The sequence below is a fragment of the Burkholderia sp. Bp9031 genome (assembly GCF_003857965.1).
Classification (GTDB): Bacteria; Pseudomonadota; Gammaproteobacteria; order Burkholderiales; family Burkholderiaceae; genus Burkholderia; species Burkholderia ambifaria_A.
The window spans coordinates 1-12,034 of sequence record NZ_QTPW01000055.1 but is presented as its reverse complement, the minus strand read 5'-3'; the positions used below and the strand labels follow the sequence as shown (position 1 = coordinate 12,034).

At 68.5% G+C, this 12,034-nt stretch carries 9 protein-coding genes and 3 pseudogenes; 3 read left to right on the top strand and 9 right to left on the bottom strand.

The window, feature by feature from the left end; genetic code table 11:
* Positions 1-267: 267 nt before the first annotated feature.
* From DIE15_RS37940 to DIE15_RS35340, 7 genes and pseudogenes are all read right to left on the bottom strand, one after another.
* Positions 268-453 (bottom strand): annotated as a pseudogene (locus DIE15_RS37940) (MerR family transcriptional regulator); the annotation flags it as partial.
* 24 nt (positions 454-477) lie between these two features.
* Complete coding sequence (locus tag DIE15_RS35365) at positions 478-1,443, bottom strand: amidohydrolase (RefSeq protein ID WP_124835751.1); 966 nt, start codon at positions 1,441-1,443, stop codon at positions 478-480.
* The gene (locus tag DIE15_RS35360) at positions 1,421-2,368 is read right to left on the bottom strand and encodes a YncE family protein (protein ID WP_124835750.1); all 948 of its coding nucleotides are present in this window, start codon (positions 2,366-2,368) and stop codon (positions 1,421-1,423) included. The genes DIE15_RS35365 and DIE15_RS35360 overlap by 23 nt, the downstream gene beginning before the upstream one ends.
* A 46-nt stretch (positions 2,369-2,414) precedes the next feature.
* Positions 2,415-3,707: an MFS transporter gene (locus tag DIE15_RS35355; RefSeq protein ID WP_124835749.1), complete on the bottom strand. Its 1,293-nt coding sequence runs from the start codon at positions 3,705-3,707 to the stop codon at positions 2,415-2,417.
* A gap of 101 nt (positions 3,708-3,808) precedes the next feature.
* Positions 3,809-4,726 carry a dihydrodipicolinate synthase family protein gene (locus DIE15_RS35350; protein WP_057926241.1) on the bottom strand — a complete coding sequence of 306 codons (918 nt, stop codon included), beginning with the start codon at positions 4,724-4,726 and terminating at the stop codon, positions 3,809-3,811.
* An 8-nt stretch (positions 4,727-4,734) separates the two neighbouring features.
* Positions 4,735-5,907 carry an L-rhamnonate dehydratase gene (locus tag DIE15_RS35345; protein ID WP_057926242.1) on the bottom strand — a complete coding sequence of 391 codons (1,173 nt, stop codon included), beginning with the start codon at positions 5,905-5,907 and terminating at the stop codon, positions 4,735-4,737.
* 50 nt (positions 5,908-5,957) lie between these two features.
* Complete coding sequence (locus DIE15_RS35340) at positions 5,958-7,004, bottom strand: 4-hydroxythreonine-4-phosphate dehydrogenase PdxA (protein WP_124835748.1); 1,047 nt, start codon at positions 7,002-7,004, stop codon at positions 5,958-5,960.
* Positions 7,005-7,159: 155 nt separating this feature from the next.
* On the opposite strand from DIE15_RS35340, the gene DIE15_RS35335 reads away from it, so the two are divergent.
* Entirely contained in the window at positions 7,160-8,107 is a 948-nt protein-coding gene (locus DIE15_RS35335) for a LysR family transcriptional regulator (protein WP_057926244.1), read from the top strand.
* A gap of 300 nt (positions 8,108-8,407) precedes the next feature.
* Here the strand turns inward: DIE15_RS35335 and DIE15_RS35325 are convergent, their stop codons facing one another.
* Positions 8,408-9,694 (bottom strand): MFS transporter, encoded by a 1,287-nt coding sequence (locus DIE15_RS35325; protein WP_124835746.1) that lies wholly within the window; start codon positions 9,692-9,694, stop codon positions 8,408-8,410.
* Between the two features lie 282 nt (positions 9,695-9,976).
* Between DIE15_RS35325 and DIE15_RS35320 the strand changes: the two genes are divergently transcribed.
* Positions 9,977-10,657 carry a hypothetical protein gene (locus DIE15_RS35320; RefSeq protein WP_057926246.1) on the top strand — a complete coding sequence of 227 codons (681 nt, stop codon included), beginning with the start codon at positions 9,977-9,979 and terminating at the stop codon, positions 10,655-10,657.
* A 212-nt stretch (positions 10,658-10,869) separates the two neighbouring features.
* On the opposite strand, the pseudogene DIE15_RS37290 reads toward DIE15_RS35320, so the two are convergent.
* Positions 10,870-11,008, bottom strand: a pseudogene (locus tag DIE15_RS37290) (two-component sensor histidine kinase); the annotation flags it as partial.
* A 92-nt stretch (positions 11,009-11,100) separates the two neighbouring features.
* On the opposite strand from DIE15_RS37290, the pseudogene DIE15_RS35305 reads away from it, so the two are divergent.
* Positions 11,101-11,830 (top strand): annotated as a pseudogene (locus DIE15_RS35305) (acyl-CoA dehydrogenase family protein); the annotation flags it as partial.
* Positions 11,831-12,034 lie beyond the last annotated feature (204 nt).

Sequence of the window (12,034 nt, the reverse complement as noted above, 5' to 3'; positions counted from 1 at the left end):
GGACGATACAGGAAGTGATTTATTTCGGATACCTTTCATGTTAAGCGCGATCGACCGGCAGCGCGCGATTTTGGCCATCCGGTCAAGGCGGTTGCGTCGCGTGTGCCGATGATGTCCCGGTCAGCGCGGAATTGCTTGGGATTGTTACGGTATGCGAGGAAGGCAGGACTCGTCTGTGCGAGATCGATTTCCTGCTGGAGACGCTTCCCCATGCACGCGGGAGCGCACTCGTCCTCGCGGTGCCGGAGACGTGGGCCGGGCAGCGAATCACGTCGTTGCCGACCGTCGGGCGACCCGCTCGCGGATTTCGGGCGACGCCAGGCACATGGTCACGGCTTCGTAGCCGGGCGCGCCACGGTAAGGCGCTACGCGGGAAGGCGGACTGTGGTTCGCCGGGCACCGGATGATCGCGTCATTCGGCCCGACTGTTGATAGATCGAGGATCGCCGATGAATAAAGGCGACCCCAAGGGCCCGGTCAAGCCTGCCTCGAAATCCGGTACACCCGCATCGCATTGTCATGCCAGATCGCCCGACGCGCCGCGTCGTCGAGGTCCGCCATCGCACGGGCAAACGTCCGCAGCAGCGCGGGATACGACACGCGCAACCCCGCCACCGGAAAGTTGCTCGCGAACAGGCAGCGCCGCCACCCGAATATCGCGATCGTGTCGCGGATGATCCGCGCGTTGTCCGCCTCGTTCCACGCCGCATCGCGCAAGCCGAGTTCAGAGATCTTCACGGTCACGCGCGGCGATGCGGCCAGCGCCTGCATGCCGCTGCGCCAGCGCGCGAGCCCCGCCTCCGAGCGATCCCACGGCAGTCCTGCATGTTCGAGCACCACGTCGACGCCGGGCGCATCGGCCAGCAGCGCGGCCGCGTCGCCGAGATGCCAGAACGGCACGCGCAGATCCCAGCTCAGGCCATGCGCGGCCAGGCGTTCCAGCGCGGCCGGCCAGCGTGGGTCGCGCAGCGTGCCGGGCCCGTCGACCACCGCATCCGGCGACGCGGCGGTGCGCGGCTTGAACCGCACGCCGCGCACGCGCGGCCACGCGGCCTGTTCGGCGAGCCGCTCGTGCGCATCGTCGGCCAGCAGGTCGACCCACGCGACGACCGCCGACGGCAGCCCGTGCGCGGCCGCGACCTCGTGCAGCCAGCGCGTTTCCGCGAGCGCTTCGCCGCGCGTCCGTTCGGCCTCGACGTGCACGCTCGCGACGATCGGCGCGCGTTGCGCGGCGTGCCGGTAGTCGTCCACGCCGAAATCGCGGCACAGCACCGCATAGTCGCCGAACATGAAGTGCGCCGGGTCGTACCGGTCCTGCAGCCACGGGTAGTGCGCGCCGGTGCCGAGCTGCCACAGGTGATGATGCGCGTCGACGAGCGCGGCCGGCATCGCGTCCGGCGGCAGTGCGTCGCGGTGCGGCTCAGCGCGTGCCTGCGAGCACATACGACGCATCCGGTTCGCGCAGCGTCGGCAACGCGCCGACGAATCGCCACGCATCGAGATCGAGCTCGCGCACGTAGTCGTCCTGGAACGACACGTACGCGACGCGCCGCGACGGATGAAACGACAGCGCGGTCGGATTCGCGGGCAGCGCGACGCGTTCGATCTCTTCCAGTTGCCGCGCATCGAACACCGAGATCGACCGTTCGCCGGAATTCGTCAGCAGCAGCAGGTCGCGGCCGTCCGGCGCGCTGGTGCGGTAGATGCGGTTCGGATCGCTGCGCGTCTTCACGCGGCGGCCGCAGGTCATCGTGTCGGTGTCGATCTCGACGAGCGTGTCGTCGCCGCGATTCGCGACGAACAGCGTACGCTCGTCGCTCGACAGCGCGTTGCCTTCGGGACGCGGGCCGGGCATCACCGCGCGCGGCGCGACGGTCGCATCGCGCGGATGGAACTGCGTGACCGTGTTCGACAGCAGGTGCACGCCGTATGCGCGGCTCGCGTCGCGCGTGAGCGTCACGAGGTGGGTCTTCACGCCGCCGGACGGCACGGCCATGTTCGGCACGGCCTGGCGGGTCGGTTCGTCGAACACGAGCAGCATGTCGTGCGCCTCGCTCATCGCGTACAGCCGGCCGTCGCGATCGGCCGCCATCCCGTGCGGCCGGTAGTACGGCCACAGGTCGAGCATCCGCGTATGCGTGCGCTCGACGAGGTCGATCTCGGCGATCCGGTGATCGCCTTCATGGCCGCGCGACCATGCGGTCTCGATTCCGAAGATGCCGACGTAAGCGAAGCGGTTGTTCACGTCGACGGTGAACTCGTGCGGGAAGTTCGGCAGCACGACGTGCTTGAGCGCGGCTTTCGTTTCGAGGTCGTAGAAGCTGAAGGTATGGGCGCATTTCTGCACCAGCAACAGGATGTCGTTCATGGTGTGTCTCCGTGGTTTTGTTCGCGTGTTCGCGTGCCGGCGCGCGTCAGTCCTCGCAGCGCCGGGGCAGCGTCAGCGCGAGCAGGCCGGCCACCGCGAGCGTGACGGCGAGGCTGTACACGCCGGCCGCCGCGCTCACGTGCTGGGTCAGCACGCCGACCGCATAAGGGCCGCAGAAGCCGCCGAGGTTGCCGAGTGCGTTGATCAGGCCGCGCGCGCTGCCGGCCGTCTCGACGCTGCACAGCTTCGGCGGAATCGCCCAGAACACACCGGCGGCCGCCTGCAGGAAGAAGCCGCAGCCGATCAGGAACGCGAACGACACGGCCATCGACGCATGCGTGAGCACCGACAGCGCGAGGCACGCGGCGAATCCGACGAGCGGCAGCAGCACGAACAGGCGGCGCTTGCCGGTCCGGTCAGACAAATACGACGTGGCGAACATCCCGATCATCATCGCGACGTACGGCAGCATCGCGAGCAGGCCGACCCTGCCCATCCCGCCGTGCGTGAGGTTTTTCAGCAGCGTCGGCAACCACATCGTATAGCCGTAGATGCCGACCTGATAGCAGAAGTTGATCGCAATCAGCAGCCAGATCGTCGGGTTGCGCAGCATCGCGCCGAACGATGCGGCGGCCGGCGTGCCGGCGGCCTGCTTGCGCGCCTGCTCTTCGCGCAGCGCGTCGAGGATGTACGCCTTCTCGCGCGGCGACACCCAGCGCGCGGTTTCCGGGCTGTCGTCGGCGAACATCAGCCACGCGAACAGGCACAGCAGCGACAGCGCGCCGGCGCTGAAGAACAGGTGACGCCAGTCGTACGCGGCGAGGATGAAGCCGGACAGCGGCGCGGTGATCATGCCGGCGAGCGGCACGAACATGATGACCATCGCGTTCGCGCGGCCGCGTTCGCGGTCGGGAAACCAGTGGCTGACCATCGTCAGCACGACAGGCAGCATCCCGCCCTCGGCCACGCCGAGCAAAAAGCGCAGCGTCAGCAGTTGCCATGTATGCGTGACGAGCCCGGTCAGCACCGACAGCACGGCCCAGCTCACGAGCGACCAGGCGATGAAGGTCTTGCCGCTGCCGCGCGCCGCGCGCCGGCCGCCGGGGATCTGCAGGAACAGGTAGCCGAAGAAGAAGATGCCGCCAGCGAGGCCGGCCATCGTCGCGTCCATGCCGAGATCGGCATTCATCCCGCCCGGCATCGCGAATGCGATGTTCACGCGGTCCATGTACGAAACGATGCACGCGAGCAGCAGCGGCGGAATCACGCGCAGCCAGCGGCGGCGCGGAATGGCTTCGCCGGCTTCATAAGCCGGGGTGGCCGGGTTCAACAGGTTCATGACGTCTCCAATCCATGTGATGAGCGGCGGCGGCCTTCTGTCGGGCCGCCGTCACGCCGATGCGCAACGCACGCGCGTTGCAGGGGCAAACGGGTGCCGGGCTAGCGCCCCCAGCGCAGTACGAGCGGATCGAGCCGCCGCGCCGCGTCGAGCAGGCCCGCGCGTACCTGCGGATGCAGCTCGGGCCACGGCGCGCGCGGCCGGTCGCACGCAATCACGCCGCCTTCCTTCATCAGCGCCTTCGCGGTCAGGAAGCCCGACTGGCGGTTCTCGTAGTTGATCAGCGGCAGCCAGCGCGCGTACTGCTCGCAAGCTTCGTCGCGGCGTCCGGCGAAATACGCGTCGGTGATGCGGCGAACGCCGTCCGGATAGCCGCCGCCCGTCATCGCGCCGGTCGCGCCGGCATCGAGGTCGGCGAGCAGCGTGATGCCTTCCTCGCCGTCCCACGGCCCCTCGATCGCGTCGCCGCCGAGCGCGATCAGCTCGCGCAGCTTCGACGCGGCGCCGGGCGTCTCGATCTTGAAGTACGACACGGCGTCGATCTCACGCGCGAGCGTCGCAAGCAGCGACGCAGGCAGCGCGACACCGCTCGCGGGCGCGTCCTGGATCATCAGCGGAATGTCGAGGCCGTCGGCGACTTCGCGGAAGAATGCGCGCACCTGTGCTTCGGGCACGCGGAACGTCGCGCCGTGGTACGGCGGCATCACCATCACCATCGCGGCGCCGAGTGCCTGCGCCTGGCGATTGCGCTCCGCGCAGATCCGCGCGCTGAAGTGCGACGTCGTGACGATCACCGGCACGCGGCCGGCGACGTGCTCGAGGGTGGTGCGCGTGATGAGGTCGCGTTCGTCGTCGCCGAGCGCGAACTGCTCCGAGTAGTTCGCGTGGATGCAGATGCCCTGCGAACCGGCATCGATCATGAAGTCGAGGCAGCGGCGCTGGCCGTCGAGGTCGAGCGCGCCGTGCGCGTCGAAGATCGTCGGCGCGACCGGAAAGACGCCCTGGTAGCGTGCGTTCATGGCGGGCCTCACTCGACGATGTCGAACTGGTCGAGGAACTCGGTCTTCAGCGTGAGACCGAGGCCCGGCACGTCGTCGCGCAGCTGCAGGAAGCCGTTCTCGGCCACCGGTTCGCCGTCGAAGATGTAATAGAACAGCTCGTTGCCGACTTCCACGTCGAACATCGGGAAGTACTCGCTCATCGGCGACGCGAGCGTGCTCATCGTCAGGTGATAGTTGTGCATCTGGCCCGCATGCGGAATCACCGGCACGCTGTATGCCTCGCACAGCGCGTTGATCTTGTGCGCCATCGTGATCCCGCCGACGCGGTTCGTGTCGTACTGCACGACCGACACGGCCTTGCGGTCCAGCAGCTGCTTGAAGCCGTACAGCGAGAACTCGTGCTCGCCGCCGGAGATCGGGATGTTCGTGAGCTGGTTCAGTTCCGCGTAGCCGTCGATGTCGTCGGCGATCACCGGCTCCTCGAGCCAGCGCGGCTGATATTTCTCGAGCTTCGGCAGGATGCGCTTCGCGTACTCGAGGTTCCAGCCCATGTAGCACTCGAGCATCAGGTCGTTGTCGTAGCCGATCACCTCGCGGATCGCCGCGACCGACTTCAGGTTCTCCATCACGCCCTGCTGGCCGTGCGCGGGCCCGTAGCCGAAGCGCATCTTGAACGCGCGGAAGCCTTCCTTCAGATACTGCTGCGCTTCTTCCTGCATTGCCCTCAGGTCGGTGCGGTAGAGCTTCGAGTAGTAGCAGGGGATCTTTTCCTTGGTGCGGCCGCCGAGCAGCTTGAACACGGGCTTGCCGACGCTCTTGCCGAGGATGTCCCAGATCGCGATGTCGACGGCCGAGATCGCCGCCATGCCGATGCCCTTGCGGCCCCACGCATGGGTCGCGCGGTACATCCGCTGGTTCAGGTATTCGTAGTCCCACGGGTCCTGGCCGATCACGAGCGGCGCGAGGTACTGGTCGATGATCACCTTCGCGACGTGCGGTGCGAGCGCGACGTTGCCGAGGCCGACGATGCCGTCGTCGGTCTCGACCTCGACGACCGTCCACGCATGGAAACGGAACGTGCTCATGGTTTCCTGCGGCGCGTATAGCAGGTCCATCGCGTTCGAGCAGAAGTTGCCTTGCGGCGGGACGGTCTTGCCTTTCCACTGGAATACGCGGGCGCGCACGGAGCGGATTTTCATGATGGTGTCTCCTGTAATCGATGTTGTCGTGTGGGGATGGCGTGCGAGCGTCACGCCGAAACGGTGGGGGTGCGGCGCGCGACGCCCATCCGGCAGGCGATCTGCAGCGCCTGCCAGGTCGCGCCGACGTCGGCGCTGCCGCGCCCCGCGATGTCGTACGCGGTGCCGTGCGCGGGCGTCGTGATCGGCACGGGCAGCCCGCCTTGCACGGTCACGCCGCGCGAGAAGCCGAGCAGCTTGATCGCGATCTGCCCTTGGTCGTGGTACATCGTGACGATCGCCTGGTAGTCGCCGGCCTGCGCCTTCAGGAAGATCGTGTCGGCGGGGAACGGGCCGTGGAACGGCGCGTCGGTCGGCCACGCGCGCGCCTGCAGCTTGCGCACGGCGGGCTCGATGGTGTCGACTTCCTCGCGGCCGCAACTGCCGCCGTCGCCTCCGTGCGGGTTGAACGCGGCGACGGCGACCTTCGGCGCGGCGACGCCGTTCGCGAGCAGCGACCGGTAGATCAGTTCGGATGCCTGTTCGATGCGCTCGACGCTCAGTTGGGCCGCCGCGTCCTTCAGCGGGATATGCGACGAGATCCGCGCGGTCCACAGTTCGCCGAGCGTGTTGAATTCGCAGAAGTAGCCGGTCACGCCGAGCGCGGCGGCGAAGTGATGCAGCTCGTCGTCGTGCTTCAGCCCGCCGAGCTTCATCGCGTACTTGTTCAGCGGCGCGAAGCAGATCGCGTCGATGTCGCCGGCGAGCGCGGCGTCGAGGCACTGGTCGAGCACGGTCAGCGTCGAGCGGCCGCCGGCGGCGCCGGCCTGGCCGACGGTGACCTGCGCGGGATCGATCGTGTCGACTGCAACGAACGCGGCGCGCGCGGTGGACGGCCGGCCGCGCACGGCGGCGAGCGATTCGACGGGCTCGACCTCGACCGTCACGCCGGCGACGCGTTGGCCGGCTTCCCACAGCCAGCGGTCGCCGATCAGCACGAGGTTCGCGCGGGACGTCGCGTCGGGCCGCGCGAGCAGTTTCGCGATCAGTTCGGCGCCGATGCCGGCGGGATCGCCGAGCGTCAGCGCGACGACGGGCAGGGGAGCGGCGGATGTCATGCGGCGTCTCCGTGGCGGACGGCGGTCGGGTGCGTGTTCATGCAGTGTCTCCGGTGGCGGCGCGTGGCCGTTGGTGTATGGGGTTCATGCTAGGTAGACGGAATGAGTCGGTAAATTGAAAACTCTTGATGAATCGATAACCTGGAGTAATCGAAATGGGCTCGATCGATCGACGAGACTCGACTCCCCAATTGCTGAACCGGCTGCGGATGCGGCAGATCGCGCTGTTGCTCGCGGTGGATGAATGTTCGACGCTGCGCGCGGCGGCCGGGCAGCTCGGCCTCACGCAGCCGGCCGCGACGAAGATGCTGGCCGAACTGGAAAGCGCGCTCGGCCAGCGGCTGTTCGACCGCGTCGGGCGCGGGCTCGTGCTGAACCCGGCCGGCGAGCGCGTGCTCGGCTATTTCCGCGGGATCCGCGGCAGCGTGGAGGCGCTCAATCGCGAGCTCGGCGAGCTGCAGCTCGGCAGCGCGGGGCGGCTCGCGATCGGCAGCATCATGGCGGCGTCGCCGGGGCGGCTCACCGAGGCGCTGGTGCAGTTGAAGGCGCGCTATCCGCTGCTCGCGATCGACATCGCGGTCGATACCAGCGACCGGCTGATGCCGCAGTTGCGCGAAGGCGTGCTCGAGGTGGTGATCGGCCGCAACGTCGGCACCGATTGCGACTTCCGCGTGGTGGACGACGAGGCGCTCGCGATCATCGCGGGCCGCGACCATCCGCTCGCGGGCGCCGGGCCGGTCGAATTCGACGCGCTGCTCGACTACACGTGGATCCTGCAGCCGGCCGGCAGCCCGGCGCGCGAGGTCGTCGAGCGCGAGTTCCGCGCGCGTCACCAGCCGATGCCGCGCGGGCTGGTCGAAACGGGCTCGATCCTGACGACGATGAACCTCGTCGACCGTTCGCACATGCTCGGCGTGATTCCGCGGACGGTCGCGCAGCGCAACGCGGAGCACGGGCTCGTCGCGATCCTCGATTACGAGCTCGACCAGAAGCTGCCTTCGTACGGGAGCCTCGTGCGGCGCGACCGGCCGTTGAGCATTCCCGCGCAGCAGTTTCTCGCGCTGTTTCACCGCGACGGAGCCGGAAATGACGGCGGCGCGTAACGGCACGGTTTGTCAGCCGAGGCGGCCGAGCCAGCCGCGCCGGCCGCGCTGGCCGAACCAGCCGCGCCGGCCGAATCAGCCGAGCCGACCGAATCAGCCGAGCCAGCCGAATCAACCCAGCCGGCCGAATCAGCCGAGCCGGCCGAATCAACCCAGCCAGCCGAGCCAGCCGAGCCAGCCGAATCAACCCAGCCGGCCGAGCCAGCCGAGCCGGTCATGCACCACCATCGCGGAACGCAATGAAGCGCGATGGTGCCGCCGGCGAGACGGATAAGTCCGGCGAACCCTGAGCGAACGGCCTCAGCGCGCCGACGGCGCGGCCGGCGCTTCGGCGAGCGACGGCGTCGATTCCGACAACGCGCGATCCGGCCGGATCCGCAGCGCGGCGACGATGCCGATCACCAGCATCGCGACCGACCCGATGAACGGCACCGTCCAGCTGCCGGTGTGATCGACGAGATAGCCGAACAGGATCGGCGACAGGATCCCCGAGACCGCCGAACCGGCGTTCATCATCCCGCTCGCGATGCCCGCGTGCTTCGGCGCGATGTCGCTCGGCACGGCCCAGATCGGTCCGATCGTCAGTTCGAGGCACAGGAACGACCCGGACAGGCACAGCGCGATGCTGGCCGTCGAGTGCACGAAGGCGAGCGGCAGCATGAACGCGAGTGCGCCGGTGAAGCTCGCGACGATCACGCTCTGGCGCGACAGCGCGAGATTGCCGGTCTTGCGGTAGATGCGGTCGCACAGCCAGCCGCCGAGCGTGTCGCCGACGACGCCCGCGAAGAACACGCCGGACGCGAACAGCGCGGTCGACTTCAGGTCGAGGCCCTTGCCGTTCAGGAAGAACGTCGGCAGCCACGTGAAGAACAGCCACGCGGTCCAGCCGTAGCAGAAGTACACGAAGATCGTCGGCGCCATCCTGCGGAACAGCGGCCCCCACGGCGTCGGGCCGGACGCCGGAGCCGGCCGGGCGGCGGCAGCGGTGCGGGTCGAGCCGTTGCCGTCGTCGTCGCCGAGCGGATGCTCGCGGAAGCCGACGATCCACCACACGAGCCACACCAGCGTGACCGCGCCGATCACGAAGAACGCCGCGCGCCACGACAGCCACGTCATCAGCGCGGCGACGATCGGCGGCGTGACCGCGTTGCCGAGCCGAGAGAACGAATGCGTGAAGCCCTGCACGACGCCGCGTCGTTCGCGCGAGAACCAGTGCGTGATCGCGCGGGCCTGCGCGGGCAGCGTCGCGCCTTCGCCGATGCCGAGCAGCAGGCGGGCGGCGAACAGCAGCGCGAGGCTGTGCACGAACCCGGTCATGAACGTCGACGCGACCCAGATCAGCCCGCAGCCGATCAGCGTGATGCGGGCGCCGAAGCGGTCGGCGATCCAGCCGCCGAACACCTGGCAGACGGCGTACGAGTACGCGAAGGCGGAGAAGGCGACGCCGAGTTCGGTGTTCGATAGCCCGAGTTCGGACTTGATCGCACCGGCCGCGGTCGCGAGGTTCACGCGGTCGACGTAGAGGATGAACGAAAGCGCGCACAGCAGCCACAGCGTATGGCGCCGTTGACGATGATCGGTAGTCATGTGTCTCGCTCCAAGGTCGTGCACGGCGTTGCAATGACGCCGCGTTCACGGGCCGGGCCAGCATCGCGTGCTGGGCGATGCATCGTCTAATGAATCTTTTGGATCAATTGATAACCTGAGGCATTCGGTTTCGCCGTGCCTGGGCACCGGGGCGGACGTGCTGCGGGTTTTCCATGGGCGGTTGCGGCATGATGCGGAATGGGCGCGCGCATCGACGCCGGTGCAGTGGCGCTGCGATGATGAAGTGACGAAGCGATATTGCCCAGTCGGGAATGGACGGACATGGAACGACAACTTTCACGCCACCGGGACAGCCGTTTCTGGCAACTGCCGCCGGTGAAATGGTGGATCCAGGGGCATGGCCGCGACGGTTATTCGTTCCGGCTGCTGCTGGTGCCGCTCGTTACCGTGTTCGTGCTCGAATCCGTCTGCGTGATGTTGGGCACGCTGTACGGCGCGCTGCTCGTGAGCGGCGGGATGACGCTGTTGCTCGGGTTCGCCGGGTTTCACGGCGCGAAACGCGAATGGCTCGTGCCGTCCGCGACGGCGCGCGCGCTCGTGAAGGCGCGCACCAAGCAGGCGGCCGAGCGCTTCTCGTCGCTCGGCGCGGGCGCGACGGTGCTGGCGATCTTCGTCAGCGCGACGTCGCTGTCGCTCGTGCTGGCGGGCCAGCCGATGCTGGACAGCGTGTCGAAGGACACGGTGTCGATCTTCATCGCGCTGGTGTTCCTGCCGGTGTACGTGTCCGGCGCGGTGCGCAAGCTGGCGATCGCGCGCGTCGAGGAGCTGGAAGCGCTGCGTCAGGCGACCGTGGGCACGCGGCTGAAGTTCGACCGGGCCGGCGCGGTGCGGGCCGTCGTCGTGCAGGGGCCGGAGGGGAAATCGACCGTGTCGGTCGCGGAGTACACGCTGCTCGGTTTCGAGCCGCCGCTCGAACGCGTGGGGCGCGAGACGGGTGCCTAAGGAAGAAGGCTGCGCGCGAGCGCAGCCGTTCGGTGTGATGGCCCGCCGTGCGGGCGTCAGGCCGGATCAGTCGCCCGTGCGGGGAAGCGGGTTCGACGTTGCGGCTGACTGTGCGGGGAAACACCGCTCGTCGGGCGTCAGCGTGAGATCGTCGGGCCAGCACACGTCGAACCGCGTGCCGCCGCCGGGCGCCGGCATGCAGACGGCTTCGCCGCGATGCGCATGCGCGACTGCCGCATTCCAGAACGTCTGCTCCTCGGTCACGCGCTGCGGCTCGCTCGCGAGCGCGTTGAAATTGTCGGCGAGCCGCGCTGCTTCGTGCAGCGAACGATCGCGGGCGACGGCGCGCGCGCTGCGCGAGCAGCTTGAATTTGGTGAGCGTCCGCACGAGCGTGTGCCGGGTGCCGTCGACTTCGACCGTCGCTTCGTGATGTTCGAGATCGATCTCGAACGGGTCGGTTGCGCAGGTCGCGCTCGCGTACATGGCGGCCGACTACGGCGACGGATTCTACGGCGAGGGCGAGCGCAGCATGTTCACCAACGGCATCGCGATGATCCTGCCGCTCGATCTGCCGGGCGTGTCGCGCGGCAAGCCGCTCGACAAGATCGGCCAGCGCTCGTTGCCGCAGGGCGAGATCTATTTCGACAACGTTGAAGGTGCCGAAGCGCTTCGCGATCGCGCTGAAGGACGATTATCTGGGCAATCTCGCGTCGACGTGGTCGTATGCCGGCACGCACATGTGCCAGGTATTCGTCGGCGCGGCGCGCGCGGCGTTCGAACTCGCGCTCGCGTATTGCCACGAGTGCAAGCAGGGCGGCGCGCTGCTGATGGATCACCAGATGACGCACCTGCGCATCGGCGAGATGCTGCGCCGGCTGGAGATGGCGCGCGCGATCGCGCGGCGCAGCCTCGCGTTTTCACGCATGTCGCCGCAGAGCCATCCGTATGCGACCGCGCAGGCGAAGGTGAGCGTGACCGAGGAAGCGATGAAGGTGACGCACGAGGCGTTTCAGCTGTTCGGCGGCAACGGCACCACGCGCGAGTTTCCGATCGAGAAGCTGTTCCGCGACGTGCGTTCGGCGCTGATCGAGGACGGCGAGAACTACGTCCTCGCGTCGCGGCTCGGCGTGCTGGCCGGGGAGCTTTATCAGAACGGGTGGACGCGGGAGTAAGCGCGCGCCGCGGCCGGGCTTCCCGCCGCCGCCTGGTTTTTGTAAAAGAAGCCACGGCGCAGGCATCGGCGGGGGGGGGGGGGGGGGGGGGGCGGCCCCCCCCCCCCCCCCCCCCTCCCCCCCCCCCCCCCCGCCGCGCCGGCAGCCCAGGCGCGCCGCCCCCCCCCCCCACCCGGCGACAGGCCAGACCGCGCCGGCCGCCCC